This is a genomic window from Nonomuraea sp. K271, from assembly GCF_009908215.1.
GTDB classification, from domain to species: Bacteria; Actinomycetota; Actinomycetes; order Streptosporangiales; family Streptosporangiaceae; genus Nonomuraea; species Nonomuraea longispora.
The window spans coordinates 1-25,829 of the sequence record NZ_JAAAHR010000144.1 but is presented as its reverse complement, the minus strand read 5'-3'; the positions used below and the strand labels follow the sequence as shown (position 1 = coordinate 25,829).

Sequence of the window (25,829 nt, the reverse complement as noted above, 5' to 3'; positions counted from 1 at the left end):
AATCAGGCCGCACTTCGGCGACCATCCGCACCGCTCGACGGCGCAGCTCGGCGGGGTAGGGAGACTTACCTGGCATGGACTCGATCCTCTCAAGAGATCAAGTCTCCACCGAAGCCGGGGCGATTCAGTGAGCGTGGTCGGCTTGCCTCGGACATCGTTGACGCCTTCTTCGCCGCGCATCCCAAGGCTTACGAGCAGGCAGAGAAGGTCGAGATGGTCCGCGCCACCGCGAGAACTCCCGGCGCGTCGCCGGAAGACTACGGGTGGGAGAAAGGCGGCGGGCTCGGCGACATCTACACCATCGTCTTCGTCCGCGGGCTCGATGAGCACGAGGTGCTTCGCCGGATCGGAGCGGCGGACGAGGACATCCGGCTCATCACGGACGAGGACTACTCCCAGCCGGAGGGGCCGGAGATCATCACCGTGAGGCGCATCGAGGACTGGACGATCGCCATCGAGGACTGCGGTTGGCGAGCCTCGAACATGGAGACCCTCTGCCCTCTATCCCGCGACGGCGGACAGGCAGTGGCGGTGATGCGCCATGACTACGCCGCCCGGCACTGCCTTGCCTACGCAGTCGACGGGCAATACCTCACCGACATCGACCCCACCTTCCCTGTCGAGCGGCGTGGCGTGGATCCTGATCGGCTCAATCGCTACCTTCGTGAGCTGGGTATTGAGCCAGCCGCCGAGGACCGCGTCGACAACGCCATCCCGGCTGCCCTGGCAATCGCCAGCCGGATCACCGGCGTCGTGATCACCCTAGAACACCTGCGTCGCCCCATTCTCGGCGCCGCCATTCCCGGAGCTTACCGATCATCTTGACCTCCCTTCGTGATCTCGGCACCATGCCGACATGAGCGTCGGCCTGATCATCGCGATGCCTCTGCGCCAGTGGGGGCTCATCGACGCATCCATGGACAATGACGCCAGCGTCGAGACAGTGAACGGCAACCGCCAGCGGGCCGATCTCGCGCGCAGCATTCGCAGGGCCGGTTGGGATCAGGTCGCTCATTGGACGCCCGGTGTTCCAGGCTCCGGTTCGTGGCCGCCGCCGGACGAGATCGTGAAACCCAAACTCACGATCGCTCAATGGCTTCTCACGATCGACGTCCTCGAACGCTGGGCCGCGGCCGCAGATCGGACCGGACGCCACGAAGCCGCCGCCCAAGAACGCGAACTCCGAGAGCACATCATCTCTCGGCTGCAAGCGCACGGCGTTCAGCCTCGCTGAGGCCCCTGCAACATGCTCTCCAACGCGAGGAGGACAAGGCAATGAAGCAAGCGCCGTTCCCAGACAAGGTGGTATTCGTCGATTGGCACGGCGTGCTTTCCTGCGACCCCTTCTGGGCGTCCATCCGAGACAACGCCCGGCATCCGCTTCACTCACAACTCGTGGAGAAGCTTGCGTCGATCTTCACCGGTGAGGGAGCCCACGCCTGGATGAAGGGCCAACTCTCCTCCGATCAGGTCGTCGCCGGCCTGGGCATCAAGCTGGACCGCCGGTTCCGCGACGACTTCCTCCACCGCCGCCTTCTGACCGACTGCGCACGGATGAGGGTCAACGTTCCGCTGTTCAAGCTGCTCCGCGAGGTCAAGGCGAGTGCCTCGATCGTCATGGCCACCGACAACATGGACTGCTTCGCCGACACTTTCAGGCGGGTACGCAAGACCCGGCGCCCGGCAGGCCACCGTTCGGCAGCAACGCTGGCCCAGTGGGCCTTCGTCTGCGACGACATCATCTCCTCCAGTGACGTCGCCGCTTTCAAGAGCGAAGACCCCATCGCATTCTTCCGGCCTTGGCTGAGTCGGCACGGGATGACTTTCCATGACGCGCTGCTCATTGATGACCGAGAGACCAACTGCACCGCCTTCCGGCAGCACGGAGGAACCGCGCTGCGCTGGCGGATGGGCACCGACGACATCACCGAGGCCGCGACCGCGCTGAGTCGATGGCTCGACGCGCCTGCCGAGTCCGAACTCCTCTGCGCTGCCGCCCGCAGTGAGGAGAAAAGATAGAGAACCCTCTCGAAGACTCCACGGCAACCCTTGGCCACATTTCGGGGCTCCTGGAGCTATTGCCTCAGCCCACCCACGCTCATGGCATTTGATCTTCGGCCGGGTACTGTCAACTTCGATGACGCGAGTGCCGGTATTTCGACACTCGTCGAAATGACAGCGCCCAGGTCAGCCGCAGGCCCCGCTGTCATGTTCAGTGACGCCAGACATGAGCGTTGTTGTCTGGCGCGCTTGCAGATGTCAGAGCGGCACGGGAGATGTAGAGAACTTGGCAGCAGGCCATCGGGGATGTCAGTAAGCGCGTGTACAACAGGAGGTTCGGCGCGGGATGGCGGCGGTTCGGCCCCGGCGGCTGGCGTTGGTGGTGGCACCGGCGTACGGCGAGTCGTTCGCGTCGTGGGTGGATCGGATGGCCCTGCGGAACGGATGTCCTCCGTGGGCGATGGCCGGGGCGGTAGGGCTGGATGTACGCGCGGCAGGTGACGTCCGTTCACTGGCGTACGGCGTCGTCACGAGACCGGAGACGCGCAGAGCTGTCGAGGCCGCCACAGGGGTGGGTTCCGAGACAGTGCGTGGGATGCATCTGGAGGTGTTCGACGGTTCGGTCCTGGGTCTGGCAGGGGTCCGCGTGGGCGACGAGGAGTCAGTGCGCCGGGCCGAGGGCCGTGAGTGGGTGCAGTTCTTCGGCAGCCGGGTATGCCCAACCTGCCTCGCGGCTTCGGGCGGAGTGTGGCTGGCCTGGTGGAAGCTGGGCCGGGCCGCGGTTTGTCCCGCGCGTCGGACGCTGCTGGTGGATCTCTTTCCGAGATGCCGTGTGGCCGTGCGACGAGGTCCCGCCGGCCAGCCCGCACGCCTGTCTCGCTCAAGGATGCCGGCTCCGTTGCGGTGCGGCGCGCTTCTCGGCGGGGCGCTGCTGGCCTGGCGGATGACGGTCGGCGACACCCGCGCGGTCGACGTGGTGGTGCTGCTCAACGACGCGGTCACCCCGGAACCGATGCGGCCCGGCTGGAAGCAGGCGCTGGCCTACCGGATGCTGCGCCTGCCCATCACCCGCGAAGTCGACCTGGAGGAGCGGCTGGAGCTGGCCGCGGCCCGGCCGGTGATCTGGCCGGAGACGATCCTGGTCGACCACGCCAAGGTCAACCTGTCCGACGCGCTGCGCGAGGCCTGCCTGGATCCAGCAGGCGCCTGGCCAAGTAGCCTCTGACCGTGGTGGATTCCTGGTGGTGACGGGAATCGGACGTTGATCCCTGTTCGGCGCAGGGCCTACGCTGGCTCGGATGATGGGGAATCGGACCTATCGCATCGTCGATGGGGAGCGGATCGACGGATACTTCCGTCCGATCTTCATTCGGAACGGCGGCGACTACTACCTGACCGATCTGAAGGTCTTCGCGGACGGTGCGATCTTCTTCTGGGAGTGGGGCGACCTCGACGGGCTCCGCGCGAAGCTCGATGCCGGTTGGGTGGCGACGACTCTCGAGGAGGGCGCCTGGGCGAGCGCGCATGAGCTGGCACGCTGGCGGTTCGGCGAGGTCGTCACCTGGACCACGGCCGAGGAACTGCTCGGGGAGGTCGTCGATGCGATCGACCGTCTGAACGGGCGTCCGGATTCCACGGACCGGTGCGTCACGGCGGCGCTGCGCTACGTCGACTCGCGCTCGGAGAGCGACCGGATCGCGCTGCGCGATGCCTACCTGGCGATCCCGGCGCATCACCGGATCTACGCGCTCGGCGACATGGACGCCCGCGACATCCCGCTGCGCCTGCTCATCTCGGAAGCGGGCGAGACCTGGGACGATTACGTGTTCTTCGAGTTCGAGGACGGCAGCGAGGCGTTGGACGAGGACGGCGTCGTCACCGAGGAAGGCCGGCGCGGGGCGTTCCGGTACTTCGCGGACTGGCGGCCGCCGCATCCGGCCGCAGAGGCGCAGCGGGAAGCCGACGGGCCCGCCGAGGCGCGATCGCCGACCGTGCACCTCAACTACGGCCGTCCCACGTATCCGCGCTCGCACGGGCTGCGGAACGAGTTCCCGGCCGTGATCCAGGTTGCCGGGGCTTTCTTTCCAACGGTGGAGCATGCCTACTGGGCCCTGTCCACCGACGACGAATCTCTGCGTGAGCGCATCCGTACAGCACCGAGCGCCCAGGCGGCGCGTGACATCGCGGTCGCGGCCGAGCGGCGGCCGCGTTGGGCGGACGTGCGTCTCGCGGTCATGGCCGATCTGCTGCGCGCGAAGTTCGTCCAGCATCCGGACCTGGGCGAGGTGCTCCTGGCCACGGGTGACGGGCGTCTCCATTACGGCTCCGCCAGTTCGCAGTTCTGGGACATCCGCGACTCTGCCGGGCGCAACTGGATGGGCCGGCTTCTCGAACTGGTTCGTGCCGAGCTCGTGGCCGGGCGGATCGGCTTGCGGCTCTGACCTCTCCCCTCAGCAGTGCGGAAGCCCGGTAGCGCGAATCAACCCGTGGCGACGTGGTGATGATTCCGTGAGAATGACCGGCATGGATGAGGTCGAGGTCATCGTCGCCCATCGCCAGTGCGCGACCCTGCGCGTCGGCGACGTGTTCTTGAAGATCGACTCCGATCAGCGGCGTAGCGACGTCGAGGTCGAGGCGATGGCCAGGGCGCCGATCCCGACTCCGGATGTCCTGTGGCGCAGGCCGCCCGTGCTCGCGCTCGCCGCGCTCCGGGGGACGGCGCTCGGCCGTCTCGGCGAGCCGTCGACCGCGTCTCGTGCGGCGTGGCGTGCGGCGGGCGCCGCCGCACGGACGTTGCACGACGCGCCACTGCCGCCGTGGCCCGGCCGGAGCCTCGACGAGATCGCCTCGCGCCTCGACGGCGAATGCGAGTTGCTCGTCACGAACGGTGTCCTTCCCGCCGACCTGGTCACGCGCAACCGTGAGATCGCCGAGGCCGCGCTCCGGCCGCGGACCCCGGTGTTCGCGCACGGTGACCTGCAGATCTCCCACGTGTTCGTCGACGGTGACGAGATCACCGGCGTGATCGACTGGACCGAGGCGGCCCCGGGGGACGCCCTGTACGACCTCGCCGTCCTGACCCTCGGGCACGAGGAGCGCCTGGGCGACGTCATCGCCGGCTACGGCGCCCCCGTCGACGTCGACGTGATCCGCGCGTGGTGGTCGTTGCGAAGCCTGCTGGCGATCCGCTGGCTGTTCGAGCACGGCTTCGACCCTGCCGCACCCGGCTGCGAGGTCGACGTGCTGAAAGCCCGGATGTGAGGCCGCACGCCCGGCGGCGGGTGGCCGATCAGGGGAGGTGGATCGGTGCGCCCGGGCCCACCGGCAGGCCGGCGAAGTAGAAGATGGCCAGCACGCCGGCCCACACCAGGCCGAACGCGGGCACGAACGGCAGGAGCCGGGACACCAACGTGCCGAGTTTGAGGTCGGGCTCGTACTTCTGCGACGCGGCGGGACACTCCGCCCGCGAGCGCTGCCGCGAGCTGACCTTCTACCAGCCAGGACCTCTGCTGACCGCCGCCGGAATGCTCATCGTTGATGAGATCTGCCTGGGCGGCACGCTCCTGGACGGGTTGCGCTACTTCATGCACCAACGCCGTTACGACCCCTGGGCCGGCACCTTTGGCACGAATTCTGTGAACAGCGCGACGACGTCGCTCTGACCGACCGCATGCTCGGGCACCTCCACATCAACGAGCTTGACGTCGGCCCGCTCAAACCACTCCAGCTCTGGGAACCAGGCCAGCCCCACCACCTGCACCCGCCCAAGACCGTCGAGGACCTGGACCTGCCCGAGGCCGCGCTGCTCTTGGCCGGCGAAGGCATTCGCCCTTGGCAAACCACCGCAGCCGTCCGGGCATCCCTGAAGCGAGTACGGGCATAAGAGTTGATCTTCAGCTCCGCACGCCACCACCGCGCGGTTTCAAGATCCAGTAGACCTCTTGAGCCTTCTCACCTGCTGGTCTTACCGTCGTGACCATGCGACAGATCGATGACGTGGACGTACTCAAGGTCATGGCCAGCCGCTTTCGGATGAAGCTCTTCAGCCTCCTGTTCCGGATTGGCCCGGTCACGGTGAGTGAGCTCGCCAGGCGGATGGATGCCGATCCCGGTCAGGTGAGCTATCACCTGCGGCAATTGCAGAAACATGGGTTGATCGAGGACGTGCCGGAGCTCGCCCGGGACAGCCGGGAACGCTGGGTGCGGGCAGATTTGAACGGGTGGGCCTTGGCGGTGAGGGACTTCGAAGACCCAGAAGCCAGAGCCGCGTTGCAGGCGTGGACTTCACAGTGGGTGATCGACCAGTTCGAGCGGCTGCGCGACTTCGAACGCACTCGCGTGACGCTTCCCGAAGGCTGGCAGAACGCGGCCTTCGGAGGCAGCCACCACCTACGGCTCACCAAGGATGAGCTCGCGCAGCTCGCCGACCAGCTCAATGCCGTGTTGAAGCCGTGGCGCGAGCTGACCAAGTCGCGCGTCGAATCGAGCGCGGCTCCGCCGGACACTCGCCCGATCTTCGTCTTCTACCACGCGTTCCCCGAAGAACCCTGAGGAGCCTTCCGTGTGTTACATGCATGAGGAGTGGGGCCGCGCCTACCTCGCTGAACAGCGAGCCGAGGCCGCAGGATTACGCATGATCCCGCCGCGCTCGCGCCAGCGTGTTCTTCCGCGCCTCCGAGGCCGGTTCGCGGTCACCCTCCGCCGCCTCGCCGATCACCTCGAACCTTCCTGATAGTCCTAAGGTCGCCAGCCAGCCATTGACGTCGAGATGCTAGGGCATGCCCAGTCTGGGGCACCTGAGGGTCGGCACGTTGCTCCGCGAGGCTGAGATTAACGATCTTCGGCCGAATACTGTCAACGTCGATGACGCAAGCGCCGATGTTTCGACACCCGTCGAACTGACAGTGCCCAGGTCGGCCGGACAGTGACGCCAGGAAGTCAACCACCACTCAGGGTTCCAGCAGGCGGTGGGGGCCCGGACCGTGTTCCGCGAGCGTGTCCGCGGGGTTGACCAGCGCGCACTGCTCGAAGGACAGACACCCGCAGCCGATACAGTCGGTGAACCGGTCGCGCATCCGCTCCATCTTCTCGATGCGAGCGTTGACCTCCCTGCTCCAGCACACCGACGCCTTCATCCAGAACTCCCGGGTGGCGGGCTCCCCCTCCGGCAGGAAGCCCAGCACCTCTCCGATCACCGACAGCGGCATGCCAACGCTCTGCGAGGCGCGGATGAACGCCACCCGGCGCAGAGTGCTGCGATGATAGCGGCGCTGGTTCCCGTCGGTGCGATGGCTGGCAATGAGTCCCTGGCGCTCGTAGAAGCGCAGCGCAGAGGCAGAGACGCCGCTACGCCCGGACAACTCCCCGATGGTCAACTCCTGGGCAACCTCGCCTGAAACCGACATATCGCTCACCCTAGCTTGACTTAAACCTTTGTTTAACCACGAGCCTGTTCACACGGCGCGACGAGCGCCGCACTCTCCAGCAACCCCGAGGAGCCCTGTCATGTCCGAGAAGCCGATCAGGCTCGTTGTCATCGTCGGCAGCATCCGGTCGGGCCGATCCGGCCCGACTGTCGCGAACTGGTTCGCTCGCCAGGCCCGCCGACACGGCGAGTTCGACGTCGATGTCGTCGACCTGGCGGAGGTCCCGCTCCCCATGGCGCTGCCGGCTTTCGGGTCGGCGCCGTCCCCTGAGGCGACACAGGCTCTTGAGAGCCTGACACCGCGGTTGGACGCCGCCGACGTGTTCGTCGTCGTGACGCCGGAGTACAACCACAGCTTCCCCGCTTCGCTGAAGAACGTCATCGATTGGCATCACCAGCAGTGGCAGGCCAAACCAGTTGGCTTCGTCTCCTACGGTGGCCTCTCCGGCGGACTGCGGGCGGTGGAACACCTGCGTCTGGTCTTCGCCGAACTACACGCGGTGGGAATCCGGGACACCGTCAGCTTTCACGGCGCCGGCCAGTTCGATGACAAGGGCGACCCGGCCAACCCGGAGGGCTGCACGCGCGCAGCCACCATCATGCTTGACCGGCTCACCTGGTGGGCCCGGACATTGCGTGCTGGCAGGACCACCCGCCCTTACGCCGCCTGACCCTCACGCACGAAACGCAGCCTGCCCACCAGCCTGCGAAGAGCAAAACCCAACGGAGAAAGCAATGACGGAGACAGTACGTCAGTGGATCAGGCAGCATGCCCATCCTCTCACCACCCTTGCCCCCCACGACCCGCCGGCCGATCTGGCCGCCCTGCGCGACCTGACGCGTGATGCCACGGTCGTCGCCCTCGCCTCATCGGCCCGCCAGGCCCACGAACTGTCGGCCATCGCCCATCGCATGCTGAGATTCCTGGTCGAGGAGATGGGGTTCCGCTCGATCGCCCTGGAAGGCGACAGCGCCGCACGCCTGAACCTCGACGAGTACGTCCGCACCGGCCGGGGCCACCCGCAGGCGCTCCTGGCCGACGCCCGGTCCTTCTGGCAGACCGAGGAGATTGTCGAGGTCATCCGATGGATGCGCGGCCACAACGAACGGCACCCGGACGACCCGGTCCGCTTCGCCGGCGTTTCCGGCCGAGCCCCCCTACAACTCGGCAATCTGCCGGAGATGGTCGGCGACGCCATCGAACAACGCCTGGCCGAGGACACAATCCGGTGGCACGAACACACCGGAGACAAGATCGTCTACTGGGGCGGCCTCGCACACATGGTCAACGGCGCCACCCGGACGGTCTCTCCATCGCTCACGCACCGCAACGCGGGCAGCTACCTACGCGAACGCTTCGGCAGCGGTTACCTGTGCATCGGACTGACCTTCCACCACGGGTCGCTGCCCTACCATGTCCCCGCCCCGCCGCCCGACTTCGCCGAGGCACCTCTGGGCGATGCCGGCCTGGATTCCTTCTTCCTGGACCTGCACGCGCAGAGCCCGGCCCCGGTTCGCGCCTGGCTCGACACTCCGGCCAGAACCCGGCTGATCGGCCCCGTCTACGACCCGGGCAACGACGCCGCCCACCACCTATCCGGCGGTTCGCTCGCCGACTGGATGGACATCGTCGCCCACCACCGGCAGGTGACACCCGTCCGCCTCATCAGCCCCTGATCCGCCGGGACATCAGGCCCTCGCGCGCCTCCTTCAAGGGCTGAGATGTTCTCCCGGCAGTCGATCTTCGGCTGGCTACTGCCACCTTCGATGACGCAATCGACGGTCCGTCACGACCCCTGGGAGCGGATAGAGCCGAGCTGAGCTTCGCCAGGTCGCTCAGGGCGGCCTCGGGACGGGTGGGATCGCGGAAGGGCCGGAGATCATCTTGATGTCTCTCCGCCAGTGAGGGCTCATCGGCGCATCCATGGGCGACCACCAGCAGAGCCGTCTTTCGGCGGTGAGTTCTTCGATCAGGGCGTTGGCCAGGCGGGCCGTGCGGTCCTGGTCGGTGTCGAGCGCGACGTCGGGCAGGCCACTCGTGTGGTGCATCAGGTGGCGCACGCGCACGGAGGCCGCCCACGCGGGCAGCTCAGGCATCCACCGCGCCAGGGTCGACTCGGTGTCCGGCCGGCCCCTGCAGGACGAGCAACGCCGCGCTCGGTCACGGCAAACGGGCCATATGGCTGTGCCGTCGAAACCACTGGGCCACAATGGCCCGCATGCCCACCATGCCCGAAGATCACGTTGAGACTGCACATCCGCCCCGATACAACGACTACGACAGGATGGCCGAGGGATACACGGCCGAGAACGAGACCAGTCTTCTGAACGCGTACTACGAGCGGCCCGCGATGCTGCAGCTCGCCGGAGATGTGAACGGCCGGCGCATCCTCGACGTCGGTTGCGGCTCGGGCCCGCTGTTCGCCGAGCTGCGTGATCGAGGCGCCCTCGTCACCGGCATCGACGCGAGCGCCGGGATGCTGGAGCAGGCCCGGCGGCGGCTGGGTGGCGACGCGGACCTGCGGGTCGCCGACCTGGCCGGCCCGCTGCCCTTCCCCGACGACGCGTTCGACGATGTCATCGCGTCCCTGGTGCTGCACTACCTGGAGGACTGGGGACCGACACTGGCCGAGCTGCGACGCGTGCTGAAGCCTGGCGGCCGGCTCCTCGTCTCGGTCGACCATCCTTTCAGCGTCGTTCTCTTTCAGCAGATGGCCGGGGAAAAGCCCAGGTATTTCGAGACCCGTACCCGGACCGACGAATGGACCAAGGGTGGGCAGACCGTCCAGATGAGGTTCTGGGACCGGCCGCTGCACGCGATGACCGAGGCCTTCACCGCGGCGGGCTTCGGCATCAGCGTCATCAGCGAACCGCCGTTCGTGCCGGAAGCCCGCGAACTGTTTCCCGAGGAGTTGCGCGAGATCACCGGCACGAGGTTCGCGTGCTTCCTGTTCTTCGTTCTGGAAGCCGGCTGACAGCGCCTCATGAACGAGCCTCCAGCGGGCGGTTCTCACCGGCGGCCTGAGGGCGCGGATGCCGGTGACGCGATGGGGACGGCTCAGGGGAGGACAGCCGCAGGGGTACGCGCCGTGTGACGCAGTCGGGCGGCGTCCTGGCTGGGCGGCATGCCGAACTGGCGGCGGTATTCGCGGCTGAACTGCGACGGGTTGCCGTAGCCGACCCGGTGGCAGACTCCCATGACGTCGTTCGGGTGGGTGGCGAGCAGCAGCCGGGCCTCCTGCAGCCGGATCTGCTTCTGGAACTGGATGGGGCTCATCGCGGTCACCGCATGGAAGTTGCGGTAGAAGGCGGAGACGCTCATGCCGGACAGCCTCGCGACGTCCTCAACCCTGAAGGGTTGCGCGTAGTGCTCGCGGATCCAGCGCACCGCCCGGGAGACGTGGCTGAGACTGCTGTCGGTGAGGCCGAGCTGGCGTACCGTCGCCCCCTGCTCGCCGCTGATCACGCGCCACAGGATCTCGCGTTTGATGAGCGGGGCCAGCACGGCCCGGTCGCGGCGCTCGTCGAGCAGGCGCAGCAGCCGCACCACCGCGTCGAGCAACTCGGCCGGAGCGTCGCTGACGGCGATCCCCGACGACGTGCCGCCACTGGAGGGGGGAAGGTCTCCAGGTCCGGCCGCCAGGAGCAACTCGGCGACGGCGGACGGTTCCAGGGTGAGCCCGAAGCCCAGCGCCGGCCGCTCGGGGTCCGCCTGCAGGAACTGCCCGGTGACCGGCAGGTCGACCGACGCTACCAGGTACTGGCCGGCGCCGTACTCGTAGATCCGGTCGCCCAGCGCGAGGCGCTTGGCGCCCTGGGCGATGACGGCCAGCACCGTGCCGGACATCGAGAGCGTCGGCGGGCCCGAACGGTCGATCTTCGAGACGAGGACACCGTCGATCTCGGTGGCCCAGTCGGGCCGGGCATGGCGGGCCAGCAGATCACGGAGTTCTTCGAGCCGCATGCGGCCATTGCAGCACGATCCCGGGCCTCGGTTCCCCCGCGCGAGAGGAATGTGCACGTACGGGCGAGGATCGTTCTAACGTCTCCGCAGGTCGCGCCGGTTGAATGGAATCACCTCATTCCACCATCGCAGGTCTCGGCGTCATAACCCGCCGTACGCGTACCGGCCGGCCTGCCCGAGTCCTGTTCCCGGACCCCGGCGTAGAGCGCGCCTTGCTCATACGCGGACACGCACGCAGGAGGAACACACCATGAAGGTCGCCGTCGTCACGGGCGCCAGCTCCGGCATCGGACAGAGCGCCGCCATCGAGATCGCCGAGCGCGGAACCGGAGTCATCCTGACCTACGGCGCCAACGAGCGAGCAGGGCTGGACACGGCCGCCGCCATCGAGAAGGACGGCGGCAGGGCCGTCGCGCTGCCGCTGGGCCTCGGCGATGTCGCCGGCTTCGCCGCCTTCCGGGATGCGGTGGCCGACGTGCTGCGCGACACCTGGCAGCGCGACACCTTCGACTACCTGGTGAACAACGCGGGTTACGCCGAGGCGTCGCTGATCGAGGACACGAGCGAGGAGACGTTCGACAGGCTCATGCGGGTCCTGCTCAAGGGGCCGTACTTCCTCACGCAGCGGCTGCTGCCCCTGATGGCGGACGGCGGGGCCATCGTCAACACGAGCAGCAGTTCGGTGGCGACGGCGGGCCTTGAGCCCGGTTACTCGGCCTACGCGTCGATGAAGGGTGGGCTTGTCGTGCTGACCCGGTACATGGCCAAGGAGTTCAGTACGAGAGGCATCCGCGTCAACGCCGTCTCGCCCGGTCCGACCCGCACCCGGCTCGGCGGCGACGCCTTCACCCGCTTCCCCGAGGTCGTCGAGGGCCTCGCGGCGAGGACCGCGCTCGGCAGGGTCGGCGAACCCGACGACATCGGTGCGGTGATCGCCACACTGGTCTCCGACGAGAGCCGCTGGGTCACCGCCCAGAACATCGAGATCTCGGGCGGCTTCAACCTCTAGACGAGCACGTCCCCGGCCGGCCGAGCGGGCCGCTGTCATGGTGGGTGACGTAGGACAGCGGTGGCGAGGCGGGTGGAGAGGGCGCGGATGCGGTCGATGAGCTCGGGCGGCTCGTGGACCTCGAAGTCGATGTCCATCAGAGCGACCCAGACGGCGAGTTCGTCGAGGTCGTTCGCGCCGCTGGACAACGTGCAGGTCCGTGCGTCGACAGGCTCGATCGTCCCCGTCGTGGGCGGCATGTGCGCGGCGACGACCTCCGCCGGAGCGTGCATCGTGAAACGCCCCTGGTAGCGATATGGCGCGCTGGAGATCGACCGGGACATGTAGGCCACCACATCGGGCTCGGGCGGGTCCCGGGGGACGAACCGGGGTCCGTTCGGCGTCCGCAGGCTTAGGCGGTCGACCCGGTAGGTACGCCAGCCGACGCGGCTGGTGTCCCAGCCGAGCAGGTACCAGTGCCGCCCCGAATGGACGAGCCGGTAGGGCTCGGTGGCGCGGGCGCTCGCCTGCCCCTCACGCGTCCGGTAGTCGAACCGCAGGGTTTCGTGGTCGCGGCAGGCGGCGGCGATCGCGGTCAGGGATGCCGCGTCCACCGCCGAACCCGCCCGTCCCATCGGCACGGTCATCGACTGCAGCGCGTGCACGCGATGCCGGAGCCGGGACGGCAGCACCCGCTCGAGCTTGGCCAGCGCCCGCACGGAGGTCTCCTCGATCCCCGACACCGAGCCGCCGGCCGCGGTCCGCAGCCCCACCGCGACCGCCACCGCCTCGTCGTTGTCCAACAGGAGAGGTGGCAGGTCAGCGCCTGCGCCAAGGCGGTAGCCGGGCGTGCCCGCGGTGGCGTGCACCGGATAGCCGAGTCCGCGTAACCGCCCGACGTCGCGGCGGACGGTCCGCGCGGTCACGCCGAGCCGCTCTGCCAGTTCCGCGCCCGACCACTCCCCATGCGTTTGCAGGAGCGAGAGAAGCCTGAGCAACCGGGCCGATGTTGCCACCATGTGCTCCAGACTGCCCCATTCCTAGGACCGATACTGTCCTAGCCCGTTTCTAGCATGTTCCCCATGACGTTCACCACGGAGATCAGCCCGTTCCGCATCGACGTCCCGCAGTCGGCGCTCGACGACCTGCATGACCGGCTGGCGCGCACCCGCTGGCCCGACGAGCTGGACGGTGTCGGCTGGTCGTACGGAATCCCGGTCTCGTACGTGCGGCGGCTGGCCGAATACTGGCGCAGCGGATACGACTGGCGAAAGCACGAGGCGGCGCTCAACGAACACCCGCAGTTCACCACCGAGATCGACAACCAGAACATTCACTTCCTGCACGTGCGCTCCCCGGAGCCGGACGCGCTGCCGCTGGTCCTCACCCACGGTTGGCCCGGCTCGATCGTCGAGTTCACGAAGGTCATCGGCCCGCTCAGCGACCCCCGCGCCCACGGCGGCGAGCCCACCGATGCCTTCCACGTCGTCGTCCCGTCCATCCCCGGCTTCGGTTTCTCCGGGCCCACCCGCGAGACCGGCTGGGACCTGCGCCGGGTCGCACGCGCCTGGGCGGAGCTGATGAGCCGCCTCGGCTACCAGCGCTACGGCGCCCAGGGCGGCGACAGCGGCTCGGTCATCTCCCCGGAGCTCGGCCGCGTCGCTCCCGACCGGGTGGTCGGCGTGCATGTCAACGGCGCGCTGGGCTTCCCGTCCTTCGAGCCGTCCGAGATGGAGGGCCTCACCGAGACCGAGCAGGCCCGCATGCAGAGCTACACCGACGACGACCGCTCCGGTTACGCGATCATCCAGGCCACCCGGCCGCAGACCGTCGCCTTCGGCCTGCACGATTCGCCCGCCGCCCAGCTGGCCTGGATCGTGGAGAAGTTCAAGGAGTGGACCGACCCCGCGCACGACATGCCCGAGGACGCGGTGGACCTTGACCAGCTGCTCACCGACGTGACGATCTACTGGCTGACCCGCACCGCCGCCTCGTCCGCCCGGCTCTACAAGGAGGGCTCTGCCCAGTGGGGCGTGCCGGCCGAGCGCTCGGAGGTCCCGCACGGGGTCGCGGTCTTCCCCGGAGACGGCGGGATCCGGCGTGTCGCCGAGCGCGAGCACAATGTGATCCACTGGTCGGAGTTCGGCCGGGGCGGTCACTTCGCCGCCATGGAGGCCCCCGACCTGCTGGTAGACGACGTCCGGGCGTTCTTCCGCAAGGTCCGCTGACGGGCGCCGCGTCGCGGAGCCGGCTGATCCCCTGGCGGACCAGGATGGAGGGCCGGCGCCCGTCGCGCTGGGCACGGTGGCCGAGCCCGACACGGAAGACGGCGCGCTCACGCTTCGCCCGCCCGCGCGGTGACCGCCGTCCGGCGGCGGCGTGCCGGGTCGGACAGGACGGCCGCCTGGTAGCCGGCGTCGTCGGGGTTGAGGTCGGTGCCGGGCGCCACGATGCGGTCGATGCGGTCCAGCACGGCGGGTTCCAGCACGATGTCCGCGGCGCCCAGCTGGGAGTGCAGGTGCTCGTCGGTGCGTGGGCCGATGATCGTGGCGGTCACCGCGGGGTGCGTGGCGACGAACGCCAGCGCCAGCTCGATCAGTGTCAGGCCCGCTTCGTCGGCGACGCGGGCGAGTTCGGTGGCGGCGTCGAGCTTGGCCTGGTTGCCCGGCACGGTCAGGTCGTAGTGGGAGAGCGTCTGGGGGAAGGGCATCGTCCGCGTTCGGTGGCTGGACAGGCCGGGTGCGTCGCGGCGCCAGCGGCCGGACAGCCAGCCGCCGGCGAGGGGGCTCCAGGCCAGCACCCCCATCCGGTACGCCTCGCAGGTGGGCAGCACATCGGCCTCGACGCCCCTGGACAGCAGGGAGTAGGGCGGCTGCTCGCAGACGAAGCGTTCGCGCTGCCGGCGTTCGGCGACCCACTGCGCCTGCACGATGGCCGACGGGGCGAACGTCGAGGACCCCGCGTAGCGGATCTTGCCGGCGCGGACGAGATCCGACAGCGCGCCGAGCGTCTCGTCGAGGTCGGTGGCGGGGTCGGGCCGGTGCACCTGGTAGAGGTCGATGTGGTCGGTGCCGAGGCGGCGCAGGCTCTCCTCGCAGGCCCGGACGATCCAGCGCCGGGAGGTGCCGCGCTCGTTGGGGCCCGGACCCATGGGGCTCGACATCTTGGTCGCCACGATGACGTCGTCGCGGCGTCCGGCGATCGCCTTCCCGACGATGACCTCGGACTCGCCGCCGGAATAGACGTCGGCCGTGTCGATGATGTTGACGCCGGCGTCGAGCGCCGTGCGGATGATGCCGATCGATGCGGCATGGTCGGGGTTTCCCCACTCGCCGAACATCATCGCGCCGAGGCACAGCGAACTGACGTGGACTCCCGTGCTGCCGAGCGGGCGGTATCGCATGACCGTGGACGGCCTTTCCGTGAGGGAGAGGGGGTGGTGTGGAACGGCGGGCAGGCCTCTGCTACGGTCCGGCAATAACCGGAGCCGGGTCCGCTTGGCCGCCATGCTAAGCGGAGCCGACTCCATATAGCAAGCCGGGAGAAGACGTATGCCTGAACCGTCCGGGCGGCCGATCCGAGCCGACGCACGGGCCAACGAGGACAAGCTGCTCGCCGCGGCGGCCGCGGCCTTCGCACGGGACGGCGCCGGCGCGACCCTGAAACAGATCGCCAAGGACGCTGGCGTCGGCATCGCCACCCTCTACCGGCGCTTCCCGACCCGCGAGCAGCTCGTCGATGCCACCTACCGCTACGAGACCGCCCGGCTCGCCTCCCGGGCCCAGGACCTCCTCGGCGGGCTGCCCGCCGACCGGGCCCTGCGGGCGTGGATGTCCGAGGTGCTGGACTATCTCGCCACCAAGCACGGCATGGCCGAGACCCTCAGGACCCTCCTGCGGAGTGACCGGCAGCTGAGCTCGCTGACGCGTGAGCAACTGACCGGCGCGGTCGACGAGTTCCGGCGCGCCGGGATCGACCAGGGGGTGATCCGGGACGACGTGCCGTCGGCCGACATCCTCATGGCTTTGGCGGGCGCCACCCTCGTGACCGGGTCCGCCCAGCAGCGGCCCCAGGCCGAACGGCTGCTCGACCTGCTGATGGACGGTCTCACCCGCGCGGACCGGGGGCGCCGCCACGGGCCGTGATCCCGGTGCGCCCGCGCGATCAGGGGAGCGGGAGGCGGGCGGCCACCTCGAACAACAGCGCCTCGCGCCCAGGACGGCCGACGAGCTGGAGCCCGACCGGCAGGCCGTCCACCGTGCCGGCAGGCACGGTCAGCGCGGGCAGGCCGAGCACGTTCCACGGGCTGGTGTACGCCAGCAGGGCGGCCCTGACGGCGATCCTCTCACCGTCCAGCTCGGTCTCGCGCTGGTCGATCAGCGGCGCGGTGATCGGCACGGCCGGAAGCGCGAGCACGTCGTGGCGGCCGAACAACTCTCCGGCGGCCCTGGCGAGCCGCTCGCGGGCGGCCATGGCGCGTACGTACCGCCAGCCGGGCACCTCGGCGGCGGCCCGCAGGCGGTCGCGCAGCTCGGGGTCGAACAGGTCGGGCGCTCCGGCGAGCCTCTCGGCGTGCTCGGCGACCGCCTCGCAACTCTGGATCACCGTGTACGTGTCCCGCAGCTCCCGGCCGAGGTCCGCGGCGAGCTTGACCTCCTCCTCCGTCCCCGACGCCGCCCGCGCCGCCCGTACGACCCGCGCGTCTCCTGCGAACAGCCCGCCCGGGTCGAGCCACGCCACCCGTGCCTGCCCGCCGTCCTCCCGTCCGGACGGGAGGACGGGCCCCTGGACGTGCCGCGGGACAGGAGTGCCCGGCGGCTCACCGGCGTCCCGCGCGGCCAGGCAGCGGTAGGCGAGCAGGCAGTCGCGGGCGTCCCCGGCGAGCACGCCGACGTGGTCGAACGTGCGCGACAGGGGGAAGACGCCGTCGGCGGGAATGGCGTCGTACGCGGGCTTGAACCCGGCGATCCCGCACAACGCTGACGGGATGCGGACGGAACCACCGGTGTCGGTGCCGAGCGCCAGCGGCACCATGCCGGCCGCCACCGCGGCCGCGCTGCCGCCACTGGAGCCACCCGACATGCGCGCGGGATCCCAGGGGTTGCGCGAGGGCCCGGTGGCCGAGCGGTCGCCCGTGGGACCGTAGGCGAACTCGTGGGTCGTGGTCTTGCCGACGATGACGGCGCCGGCCTCGCGCAGCAGTGTCACACAGGCCGCGTCACGGTCGGGGACATGCCCGGCGAAGTGCCGTGACCCCATGGTCGCGGGCAGGCCGGCGACCATGATGAGGTCCTTCACGCCGACCGGGATGCCGTGCAGCGGGCCCCGGTCGGTCCCCCCGGCGAGCTCGTCGTCGGCCCGCCGGGCCGCGGCCAGCGCCCCGCCGGCGTCGACGGTGACGAAGGCGTTGAGCGCGGCGTCGAGGCCGGCCACGGCGTCGAGCGCCTGCCCGGCCAGCTCGGTCGCGGTGGCGCGCCCCGCGCGCAGGTCCTGCCCGAGCGCGGCCACGGTGCGCCCGGCGAACGGTCCGGTCCTGAAGTGCCCTGTGGGTGTCGGCATGCCCTCATTTGTACGACATCCCGCCAGGACCCTGCGGGCGCGGTCCGGGCGGCGAGGCGACATTCACGCGGGGTTCGGGGCGGTCACACGACGGCGGCCGGCGCTCAGCCGGTGGGCGAGCCGGTCCAGGCTGAGGTTGATGAGGATGAAGATGGCCGCGATGAGGATCGCCGCCGGGATGACGTTGGAGAAGTTGGCCGCGATCCCGTTCAGCCCGCGGTCCACCAGCTCGTCATAGCCGACGATCAGCCCGAGCGCCGAGTCCTTCAGCAGCACCACGAACTGGCTGACCAGGGCCGGCATCATGGCCTTCAGCGCCTGCGGCAGCAACACGAGCCGCATCACCTGCCCCTTGCGCATGCCCATCGCGTACGCCGCCTCCCGCTGGCCCCGGGGCAGGCTCTGCACCCCGGCCCGGATGATCTCCGCGATCACCGACCCGTTGTAGAGGGTGAGCCCGAAGACGACGGCGCTGAAGGCGGAGATGTTCGTGCCGAGCAGGGCGAACGACCCGAAGAAGGCGAAGAAGATGAGCAGCAGCAGCGGGACGGACCTGAAGAACTCCACCACGGCGGCCGCCGGCATCCGGATCCAGCGGTGGTCGGACATCCTCGCGGTGGCGAACACGATCCCGAACAGCCCGGCCAGCACCACCCCGGTCACGGCCGCGGTCAGCGTCCCGGCCAGGCCGGGCAGGATGAACGTGGCCCACACGTCGCCGCGCAGCAGCGGCGTCCACTTGTCGGCCGCCCACTGGTCCTTCTCGTCGAAGCGCACGAAGACGAAGTACGCCACCGCCAGCAGCACGAGCGCCACGCCCGCGGCCAGCGCCCGGTTGCGCCGGATCCCGCGCGGCCCGGGGGGCTCGTAGAGGTTCGCGTACGTCATCGCGCCACCGCCATCCGCCGCGACAGCCAGCCGAACGCCAGCCCCATGGGCAGGCACAGCAGCACGAATCCGGCGGCGAAGCCGAAGAAGATCTCGATCACCTGGTCCCCGTACGTCTCGATCATCTCGCGCATGCGAACGGACGCCTCGCTCACGCCCACCACCAGCGCGATCGTCGTGTTCTTGGTCAGCGCGATCATGATGCTGCCCAGCGGCGCCACCACGGAGCGGAACGCCTGCGGCAGCGTGATGAGCGCGAGCGTCTTGACGAAGCCGAGCCCCAGCGACCTGGCGGCCTCGGCCTGGCCGACCGGCACCGTGTTGAGGCCCGAGCGCAGCGCCTCGCAGACGAAGGCCGAGGTGTAGGCGGTCAGCCCGATGACGGCGAGCCAGAAGTTGTTGGTCGCGATGTCGTCGGACAGCTCCACCCCGAGGTTCGCGCCGACGCCGAGCCCGGTGAAGAGCAGCACCAGGGTGAGCGGGGTGTTCCTGGCCACGGACACGTACACGCCGGCGGCGCCGCGCAGGGAGGCCAGCGGCGCCACCCGCATGGCCGTCAGCAGCACGCCCAGCACGAGCGAGCCGAGCGCGCTGACGGCCGTCAGCCGTACCGTCATCCAGAACGCGGCGAAGACGGTGTCGCTCTCGATCAGCAACGCGTCCATGGGATCAGTACCGCTCCAGCTTCGGGGTCTCCGGCAGGGTGAAGCCCGAGGAGCCGACGCTGGCCTGCAGCGCCTTCGTCCAGCTTCCGTCGGAGAACATCTTCTCCAGCGCGTCGTTGACCGCCTTGCGCCCCGCCGTGTCGTCCTTCTTCAGCCCGATGCCGTACTTCTCGGTGCTGAACGGCTTGCCGACCACCTTCAGCTTGCCGGCGTGCTGGGCGGCGTAGCCGGCGAGGATGACGTCGTCGGTGGTGATGGCGTCGAGTTGGCCGCCGAGAACGCGGTCAACGCACGCCGAGTACGTCCGCTCCTCCTGCAGCTGCACCTCCTTGGCGTACTCCGTCTTGACCTTCTGCGCCGGGGTGGAGCCGGCGACGGAGCAGAGTTTCTTGCCGTTGAGCGCCTCGGGCCCGTTCAGTGCCGCGTCGGCGGCCCGTACCAGCAGGTCCTGCCCGGCCACGAAGTACGGCCCGGCGAAGGAGACCTTCTGCTTCCTGGCGTCGGTGATGGAATACGTGGCCACCACCATGTCCACCTGGCCCTGCTCGATGAACGCCTCCCGGTTGGCGGAGACGGTCTCCTTCCAGGTGATGTCCTTCTCCTCGACCCCGAGCTGCTTGGCGACGTACTTGGCGACCTCGATGTCGAAACCGGAGAAGTCGCCGTTGGGGGTGCGCAGCCCGAGCCCGGGCTGGTCCGCCTTCACGCCGACGACCAGCTTCTTGGCGTTCTTGGCCTTGTCCACGACGGAGGCGTAGCTCTCCTGGCCGCCGCCGCAGGCGGTGGCCAGCGTGACGACGGCGAAAACGGCATAGAGGGACCTGCCGAACATGACACTCCTTAGTGGGTGAGGATCTTGGCGAGGAAGGACTGGGCGCGCTCGCTGCTCGGGGCGCCGAAGAAGCCGTCAGGGGTGTCCTGCTCGACGATCTCGCCGTCGGCCATGAACACCACGCGGTCGGCCGCGCGCCTGGCGAAGCCCATCTCGTGGGTGACGACGACCATGGTCATGCCCTCGCGGGCCAGTGCCGTCATCACCTCGAGCACCTCGTTGACCATCTCGGGGTCGAGCGCGGATGTGGGCTCGTCGAAGAGGATCACCTTCGGGTCCATGGCCAGTGCCCTGGCGATGGCCACCCGCTGCTGCTGCCCGCCGGAGAGCTGGGCGGGGAACTTGGCCGCCTGGCTGCCGATGCCCACCCGGTCGAGCAGTTCGCGGGCCTTGCGCACGGCCTCGTCCCTGGGCCGCCTGAGCACGTGGACCTGCGCGAGGACGACGTTGTCCAGCACGGTCTTGTGCGCGAACAGGTTGAAGGACTGGAAGACCATGCCCACTTCGGCGCGGAGCCGGGCGAGCTGCCGCCCCTCGGCGGGCAGCGGGGTCCCGTCCACGCTGATCGCGCCGGAGTCGATGGTCTCCAGCCGGTTGATCGCGCGGCACAGGGTCGATTTGCCCGCTCCGGACGGGCCGATGATCACTACGACCTCGCCCTGCCGGACGGTCAGGTTCACGTCCCTGAGCACATGGTGCTCGCCGTAGCGCTTGTTGACCTGGTCCAGGACGATCAGGTCCGCCTGGGTCATGCGTCACGCTCCTCGTGTCGGTCAGCGTTGGCGTAACCGTAGGAGCCGCGTGTTCTGCGAAAAGGCTTGTGAGCGTTCTGCTCAGCGATTAGCGGGGTTTCGACGATTCCGAGGTGGCGCCGGAGACGCCGATGGTGGACATGAAGGCGCGGTCCCACTGCCCGTCACGCAACCAGCTCGCGATCAGCCCGTTGAGGTGGTCGCGGAAGACGGTGTCCTCCTTGCGCACCCCCATCCCGTACGGCTCACGCCCGAACGGCTTGCCCACGAGCCGCAGGGTGTCGGGATGCTGGGCCATCAGCCCGTGCAAAATGGTGTCGTCGGTGCTGACCGCGTCGATGCGCCCGGAGATGAGCGCCGGCACGCACACGCTGTAGACGTCGACGATCTCCAGGTCGGCGCCGGGCAGGAGGGAGCGCAGCCGCTCGACGGACGTGGAGCCCTTGGCCGTGCAGACCCGTTTGCCGTTGAGGTCCGACACGTCGCGGATGGTGGAGTCGCCAGACCTGACGAGCATGTCCTGCCCGGCGTAGTAGTACGGGTCGGTGAAGCTGACCTGCTCGGCGCGGGCCGACGTGATCGAGTACGTCGCGATGACGAGGTCCACGACCTCCTGCTTGAGGAAGTTCTCCCGTTCGCGTGAGACGGTCTCCACGAAGCGGATGTTGCGCTCGCTGCCGGTGAGGTCCTTGGCCACCAGGCGGGCCATCTCCGCGTCGAAGCCGGTGATCCGCCCGCTGGCCGGGTCCTTGTAGCCGAACAGCGGCTGGTCGAACTTGATGCCCACGGTGAGGACGCCGCGATCCCTGATGCGGTCCATGATGGAGCCCTCGGGGAACGGGCTCGCCTCGCCGCAGCCCACGGCCAGCAGGCATAACAGCGTGGCGAGCAGCCCCCTGAGCGCGGTCACCTTACGCGGTACCGGTGCTGCGGGCGCCCGGTGGGGCCATATCTCGGCCGCCCCTCGACCAGGCCGCGCTCGGCCAGGTGCTCCAGGTAGCGGCGGGCGGTGGCCCGGCTGACGCCGATCAGCTCGCCGAGCTCGTGTGCGGAGGCGTCCTCGTCGACGCCGGCCAGCGCGTCGAGCACCGCCTGCTCGGTGGCGGCGGAGATGCTCTTGGGCCGGGCTCCCTGGTCGAGGTGGAGCGAGCGGAAGATGCGGTCGATCTCCTGCTGCTCGGCAAAGCGGCCGCCGGACTCGAGCTGCGCGACCGTCGCCGCGTACCGCAGCAGCGTCTGTTCGAGCGTGCCCGCTCGCGTCGGCTTGACCAGGTAGTACAGGGCGCCCCGCTGGATGGCCGCGCGGACCGTCGCCGACTCCTTGCGGCCGGAGATCACGATGACGTCGGCGGGCGGCTGGTCGGGCCGGCGCAGCCGGTGCGCCACCTCCAGGCCAGGCAGGTCGGGCAGGTGCAGGTCGAGCAGGACCAGCCGGGGCGCGAAGCGGGCGGCGGCGGCGAGCGCCGCGTGCCCGCTGTGGGCGATGCCCACCACCCTGAACCCCAGGACCCGGTTCACCTGCGCGTGCAGTGCCGCGGTGACGACCGGATCGTCGTCCACGATGAGAACGGTGATGTCCCTGGCCTCAGGCATCGCCACGCTCCTCGTCCAGCCGATAGGGGGTTCTAGCAGCTTAGGGGGCTTTTATCACAAAAGATCGACTTTTGCTTGTTCTGCTCATCATGATCCGCCACCCACGCCCGTTTCCTCCTAGTCTGTACGCGAACGACAGCGGGAAGGGACGGACGCCGGTGAGATGGCTGCTCGCGGTCACGGCCCTATGGACGTTACTAGGTCTGCTGCCCCTGGCGCTGCTCACCTCCTCCAGCATCTCCCTGTCGGAGCAGGCGGTGCGGGACGAGGTCACCGACCGGGTCAGGACCACCGCCTCGGTGAGCCGGGTCGTGGTGGAGCAGCAGATGGACTCGCTCAAACAACTCGTCACCGCGTTCGCGCAACGCCCCCAGGTGCGCGAGGCGGTCGGGCAGGTCACCACGAAGTCCATGCGCGGCTACCTCGACCAGCTCGAACGGCAGCGCGACGGTGTCAGCGGCATCATCCTGATCACGCCCGACGGCGACATGCTGGGCGCCGAGCCGCCGAGCGGCCTGCCCCAGGACATCGGCAACACCGACTGGTACCGCGCCGTGCGCGACCGGCGGCACGCCCACGTCTCGCAGGCGTACACCCCCACGATGGTCGGCGTGTCCAGAGCCGTCGCCGTGGCCGCGCCCATCCCCAGCGCCGACGGCGAGCGCATGCTCGGCATCCTCACCGTCGTCTACAGCCTGGACGCCATCCAGAAGTTCGCCGAGCAGGCCGCCAACGCGCAGGGCATCAGGCTGCTGATCACCGACCAGGCCGGCGTGCTCGTCGCCGACCCCGGCAGGAAGCTCTACGCCCTCACCTCCCTGCGCGAGGACCCGCGGGTGGACGCGGCGCTCGCCGGACGCACCTGGAACGGCACGTTCCGCGGGATCGACGGCACCGTGCTCTCGGCATCGGAACCCATCCCCGCCATCGGCTGGACGGTCACGGCCGAGGTTCCGGCAGCCGCCGCGCTGGCCTCCGCCGAACAGCTCAGATCCAACGTGCTCACCGTCGCGGCCCTGCTGGCGCTGCTCATCCTCATCGGGCTCGGCCTGCAGATCCGCAGCGAGCACGGCCGCCGCCGGGCACAGGCCACGCTGGCCAGGTACGCGGCCGAGCTGGCCGCCGCCAGGGACGACGCGGTCAACGCCTCCAGCGCGAAGTCCGAGTTCCTGGCCAAGATCAGCCACGAGATCCGCACCCCGATCAACGGCGTGCTCGGCATGAACTCCCTGCTCATGGGTACCCGGCTGGACGACGAACAGCGCCACTACACCGCCACGGCCCAGGGCGCGGCCCGCAACGTGCTGCGCCTGCTCGACGACTTCCTCGACCTGTCCAGGATCGAGGCGGGCCACCTGCAGGTGGAGGCGGTGCCGTTCGACCTGCCGCGGCTCTGCGACGAGGTGGTCGCGCCCTTCGCCCCGCACGCCTACGAGCAGGGGCTCTGGCTCACCCTCCGGCTCGACGAGGGCGTGCCGCGGCAGGTGGCGGGCGACCCCGCGCGCCTGCGCCAGGTGCTCACGAACCTGGTCGGCAACGCGCTCAAATTCACCGTCCAGGGCGGCGTCGACCTGCACGTCACCCTCGACGAGGGCAGCCCGGGAGACGAACGGGCGGTGCTGCGCTTCGCGGTCGCCGACACCGGGATCGGTGTCGGCCCCGACGACCGTGACCGGGTCTTCGGCGTCTTCCGCCAGGTCGACTCCCCGATCACCCGCAGGACCGGCGGCAGCGGCCTGGGCCTGGCCATCAGCCGGCAGCTCATCGAGCTCATGGGCGGCCGGATCGGGCTGGACAGCGTGGAGGGCGTGGGCAGCCGGTTCTGGGCGACTCTGCCGGTGGACGTCCTCACCTGGTCGGAGCCCGAGCCCGAGGAGCTGGAGGGGCGGCGGGCGCTCGTCGTCGACCCGCGCCCCCAGGACCGCACCCTGGCCGGGCGGTCCCTGGCGGAGGCGGGGCTCGCCGTCGAGGAGACCAAGGACGACACGTCCGCGCTGACGCTGCTGCGGGCCGCCGCAGCGAGCGGGCGGCCGTACGAGCTGGCGGTCGTCGCGCTGGACCTCGGCGAGTCGGAATCGCTCGCGCACGTCATCCTCACCGACCCGCTGCTCCAGGCCACCAGCGTCGTCGTGGTCGTGACGCCGGGCCGCTCCGGGTTCGCCTGGCCGGGCGCCTCGGGGGAGCGCGCCGTTCAGTCGATCACCCGGCCGCTCAGCCGCCGCCGCCTGCTCGCCGCCGTGGAGAACGCCCTCGGCACCACCGACGCGCCCGGCGAACCGGGGGAGGGCACGCAGACCGAGAGGCAGGACGGCGGGACGCGCATCCTGGTGGCCGAGGACGACGAGGTGAGCCGCCAGGTGGCGATGCTCGTCCTGGAGCAGGCCGGGCACGAGGTCGAGACCGTGGACGACGGCGAGCAGGCCGTACGCGCCGTGCTGGCCGGCGGCTACGACCTCGTGTTCATGGACTGCCAGCTGCCCGTGCTCGACGGGCTGGCCGCGACCGCGGAGATCCGCGTCCGGGAGGAGGTGCACACCCCGATCATCGCGATGACCGCGGCCGCGATGCCGGACGACCGCATCCGGTGCCTGGAGGCGGGCATGGACGACCACCTGGCCAAGCCGGTCGACTGGCCCAGGGTGCTGGCGAGGATCCCTGAGTGGGCGGCGTACTCGAGTCTGCCGTCGGAGCTGGCGGGGTTGTCGCCGGAGGCGGTCGCCGACGTGGCCCAGGCGTACCGCGCCACCGCGACGCGGACGTTCGAGGAACTGCGGCGGGCGGCGGAGGACGACGACGCGGCGGAGGTGGCCGCGGTCGCCCACCGGCTGAAGAGCGCCTGCGCGACCGTCGGCGCCGCCCGCGAGGCGGCGTTGTGCCAGCGGGTCGAGGACGCGGGCCGTACGGGAGAGATCGAGAGGGAGGCGATCGATGAGCTGGGTGGTCAGCTGGCGGAACCTCCCTCCTGGATGAACGCCCTATATACGTGAAATAGCGCTATATTTCTGGGAATAAAGTGGTGCGAGTTTCGTCGCCGTTCATGTCTCTCTGTCCTTGCGTGATCGCCTACTGGTGAAGGAGGGGTCGATGGCGGATCCGTCCAGTGAGCCGAGCCCGGCACCTACCGCCGGCCCCACGAACTCCCCCACCCCTTCGGCCACTGGG

Annotated in this window: 28 protein-coding genes and 1 pseudogene; 16 read left to right on the top strand and 13 right to left on the bottom strand. The window is 69.5% G+C overall.

What is annotated here, in order from left to right; genetic code table 11:
* From GUY59_RS35495 to GUY59_RS35470, 7 genes and pseudogenes are all read left to right on the top strand, one after another.
* Positions 1–825: DUF6461 domain-containing protein (locus GUY59_RS35495; RefSeq protein WP_236667808.1), on the top strand; the 825-nt coding region annotated here is incomplete at its 5' end.
* A 31-nt stretch (positions 826–856) separates the two neighbouring features.
* Positions 857–1,234, top strand: coding sequence for a hypothetical protein (locus tag GUY59_RS35490; protein ID WP_138205155.1), 378 nt, complete (start codon positions 857–859; stop codon positions 1,232–1,234).
* Between the two features lie 41 nt (positions 1,235–1,275).
* Positions 1,276–2,019 (top strand): hypothetical protein, encoded by a 744-nt coding sequence (locus tag GUY59_RS35485; protein ID WP_138205157.1) that lies wholly within the window; start codon positions 1,276–1,278, stop codon positions 2,017–2,019.
* 328 nt (positions 2,020–2,347) lie between these two features.
* Positions 2,348–2,794: pseudogene (locus GUY59_RS51520) on the top strand (TniQ family protein); the annotation flags it as partial.
* A gap of 93 nt (positions 2,795–2,887) precedes the next feature.
* Positions 2,888–3,226 carry a hypothetical protein gene (locus GUY59_RS49270; protein ID WP_236667807.1) on the top strand — a complete coding sequence of 113 codons (339 nt, stop codon included), beginning with the start codon at positions 2,888–2,890 and terminating at the stop codon, positions 3,224–3,226.
* 73 nt (positions 3,227–3,299) lie between these two features.
* The gene (locus GUY59_RS35475; protein WP_138205161.1) at positions 3,300–4,442 is read left to right on the top strand and encodes an NADAR family protein; all 1,143 of its coding nucleotides are present in this window, start codon (positions 3,300–3,302) and stop codon (positions 4,440–4,442) included.
* A gap of 82 nt (positions 4,443–4,524) precedes the next feature.
* The gene (locus GUY59_RS35470; protein ID WP_138205163.1) at positions 4,525–5,262 is read left to right on the top strand and encodes an aminoglycoside phosphotransferase family protein; all 738 of its coding nucleotides are present in this window, start codon (positions 4,525–4,527) and stop codon (positions 5,260–5,262) included.
* Between the two features lie 28 nt (positions 5,263–5,290).
* Here the strand turns inward: GUY59_RS35470 and GUY59_RS35465 are convergent, their stop codons facing one another.
* A complete protein-coding gene (locus tag GUY59_RS35465) occupies positions 5,291–5,407 on the bottom strand; it encodes an AbgT family transporter (RefSeq protein ID WP_252375123.1) in 117 nt (38 codons plus the stop codon).
* Between the two features lie 4 nt (positions 5,408–5,411).
* Here GUY59_RS35465 and GUY59_RS35460 point away from each other — a divergent pair, with 4 nt between their 5' ends.
* Positions 5,412–5,663 (top strand): hypothetical protein, encoded by a 252-nt coding sequence (locus tag GUY59_RS35460; RefSeq protein WP_138205167.1) that lies wholly within the window; start codon positions 5,412–5,414, stop codon positions 5,661–5,663.
* A gap of 316 nt (positions 5,664–5,979) precedes the next feature.
* Positions 5,980–6,552 (top strand): winged helix-turn-helix domain-containing protein, encoded by a 573-nt coding sequence (locus GUY59_RS35455; protein ID WP_138205169.1) that lies wholly within the window; start codon positions 5,980–5,982, stop codon positions 6,550–6,552.
* A 398-nt stretch (positions 6,553–6,950) separates the two neighbouring features.
* Here GUY59_RS35455 and soxR read toward each other — a convergent pair whose 3' ends face one another.
* Positions 6,951–7,406 carry a redox-sensitive transcriptional activator SoxR gene (gene soxR, locus GUY59_RS35450; RefSeq protein WP_138205171.1) on the bottom strand — a complete coding sequence of 152 codons (456 nt, stop codon included), beginning with the start codon at positions 7,404–7,406 and terminating at the stop codon, positions 6,951–6,953.
* Between the two features lie 100 nt (positions 7,407–7,506).
* Between soxR and GUY59_RS35445 the strand changes: the two genes are divergently transcribed.
* Together GUY59_RS35445 and GUY59_RS35440 are read left to right on the top strand one after the other, a co-directional pair.
* On the top strand, positions 7,507–8,097 hold the full coding sequence (locus GUY59_RS35445; RefSeq protein ID WP_138205173.1) for an NADPH-dependent FMN reductase: 591 nt from the start codon (positions 7,507–7,509) through the stop codon (positions 8,095–8,097).
* A gap of 64 nt (positions 8,098–8,161) precedes the next feature.
* Positions 8,162–9,103, top strand: coding sequence for an erythromycin esterase family protein (locus GUY59_RS35440; RefSeq protein ID WP_138205175.1), 942 nt, complete (start codon positions 8,162–8,164; stop codon positions 9,101–9,103).
* A 159-nt stretch (positions 9,104–9,262) separates the two neighbouring features.
* Here the strand turns inward: GUY59_RS35440 and GUY59_RS35435 are convergent, their stop codons facing one another.
* Positions 9,263–9,523: a serine hydrolase gene (locus tag GUY59_RS35435; RefSeq protein WP_138205177.1), complete on the bottom strand. Its 261-nt coding sequence runs from the start codon at positions 9,521–9,523 to the stop codon at positions 9,263–9,265.
* Positions 9,524–9,636: 113 nt separating this feature from the next.
* Here GUY59_RS35435 and GUY59_RS35430 point away from each other — a divergent pair, with 113 nt between their 5' ends.
* Positions 9,637–10,401: a class I SAM-dependent methyltransferase gene (locus tag GUY59_RS35430; RefSeq protein WP_138205179.1), complete on the top strand. Its 765-nt coding sequence runs from the start codon at positions 9,637–9,639 to the stop codon at positions 10,399–10,401.
* An 83-nt stretch (positions 10,402–10,484) separates the two neighbouring features.
* Here GUY59_RS35430 and GUY59_RS35425 read toward each other — a convergent pair whose 3' ends face one another.
* Positions 10,485–11,390 (bottom strand): AraC family transcriptional regulator, encoded by a 906-nt coding sequence (locus tag GUY59_RS35425; protein WP_138205181.1) that lies wholly within the window; start codon positions 11,388–11,390, stop codon positions 10,485–10,487.
* Between the two features lie 250 nt (positions 11,391–11,640).
* Here GUY59_RS35425 and GUY59_RS35420 point away from each other — a divergent pair, with 250 nt between their 5' ends.
* Entirely contained in the window at positions 11,641–12,399 is a 759-nt protein-coding gene (locus GUY59_RS35420) for an SDR family NAD(P)-dependent oxidoreductase (RefSeq protein WP_138205183.1), read from the top strand.
* A 35-nt stretch (positions 12,400–12,434) separates the two neighbouring features.
* On the opposite strand, the gene GUY59_RS35415 is transcribed toward GUY59_RS35420, so the two are convergent.
* Positions 12,435–13,397: a helix-turn-helix transcriptional regulator gene (locus GUY59_RS35415; RefSeq protein WP_138205185.1), complete on the bottom strand. Its 963-nt coding sequence runs from the start codon at positions 13,395–13,397 to the stop codon at positions 12,435–12,437.
* A gap of 54 nt (positions 13,398–13,451) precedes the next feature.
* On the opposite strand from GUY59_RS35415, the gene GUY59_RS35410 reads away from it, so the two are divergent.
* On the top strand, positions 13,452–14,606 hold the full coding sequence (locus GUY59_RS35410; protein ID WP_201761725.1) for an epoxide hydrolase family protein: 1,155 nt from the start codon (positions 13,452–13,454) through the stop codon (positions 14,604–14,606).
* Between the two features lie 107 nt (positions 14,607–14,713).
* Here GUY59_RS35410 and GUY59_RS35405 read toward each other — a convergent pair whose 3' ends face one another.
* On the bottom strand, positions 14,714–15,781 hold the full coding sequence (locus GUY59_RS35405) for an aldo/keto reductase (RefSeq protein ID WP_138205189.1): 1,068 nt from the start codon (positions 15,779–15,781) through the stop codon (positions 14,714–14,716).
* A gap of 148 nt (positions 15,782–15,929) precedes the next feature.
* On the opposite strand from GUY59_RS35405, the gene GUY59_RS35400 reads away from it, so the two are divergent.
* Positions 15,930–16,523 carry a TetR/AcrR family transcriptional regulator gene (locus tag GUY59_RS35400; RefSeq protein ID WP_138205191.1) on the top strand — a complete coding sequence of 198 codons (594 nt, stop codon included), beginning with the start codon at positions 15,930–15,932 and terminating at the stop codon, positions 16,521–16,523.
* Between the two features lie 19 nt (positions 16,524–16,542).
* Here GUY59_RS35400 and GUY59_RS35395 read toward each other — a convergent pair whose 3' ends face one another.
* The 7 genes from GUY59_RS35395 to GUY59_RS35365 form a co-directional block, all read right to left on the bottom strand.
* Positions 16,543–17,937: an amidase gene (locus GUY59_RS35395; protein ID WP_138205193.1), complete on the bottom strand. Its 1,395-nt coding sequence runs from the start codon at positions 17,935–17,937 to the stop codon at positions 16,543–16,545.
* Positions 17,938–18,000: 63 nt separating this feature from the next.
* Positions 18,001–18,825 carry an amino acid ABC transporter permease gene (locus GUY59_RS35390; protein WP_138205195.1) on the bottom strand — a complete coding sequence of 275 codons (825 nt, stop codon included), beginning with the start codon at positions 18,823–18,825 and terminating at the stop codon, positions 18,001–18,003.
* Complete coding sequence (locus GUY59_RS35385) at positions 18,822–19,490, bottom strand: amino acid ABC transporter permease (RefSeq protein WP_132338583.1); 669 nt, start codon at positions 19,488–19,490, stop codon at positions 18,822–18,824. Before GUY59_RS35385 ends, GUY59_RS35390 begins: the two co-directional genes overlap by 4 nt.
* A 4-nt stretch (positions 19,491–19,494) precedes the next feature.
* Positions 19,495–20,322, bottom strand: a complete 828-nt coding sequence (locus GUY59_RS35380) for a glutamate ABC transporter substrate-binding protein (RefSeq protein ID WP_138205197.1) — start codon at positions 20,320–20,322, stop codon at positions 19,495–19,497.
* Between the two features lie 8 nt (positions 20,323–20,330).
* Positions 20,331–21,074, bottom strand: coding sequence for an amino acid ABC transporter ATP-binding protein (locus GUY59_RS35375; RefSeq protein ID WP_138205199.1), 744 nt, complete (start codon positions 21,072–21,074; stop codon positions 20,331–20,333).
* A gap of 88 nt (positions 21,075–21,162) precedes the next feature.
* Positions 21,163–21,984: a glutamate ABC transporter substrate-binding protein gene (locus tag GUY59_RS35370; RefSeq protein ID WP_246064420.1), complete on the bottom strand. Its 822-nt coding sequence runs from the start codon at positions 21,982–21,984 to the stop codon at positions 21,163–21,165.
* Entirely contained in the window at positions 21,981–22,667 is a 687-nt protein-coding gene (locus GUY59_RS35365) for a response regulator (RefSeq protein WP_132638016.1), read from the bottom strand. Before GUY59_RS35365 ends, GUY59_RS35370 begins: the two co-directional genes overlap by 4 nt.
* 158 nt (positions 22,668–22,825) lie before the next feature.
* On the opposite strand from GUY59_RS35365, the gene GUY59_RS35360 reads away from it, so the two are divergent.
* Positions 22,826–25,654 (top strand): hybrid sensor histidine kinase/response regulator, encoded by a 2,829-nt coding sequence (locus tag GUY59_RS35360; protein WP_138205201.1) that lies wholly within the window; start codon positions 22,826–22,828, stop codon positions 25,652–25,654.
* Positions 25,655–25,829 lie beyond the last annotated feature (175 nt).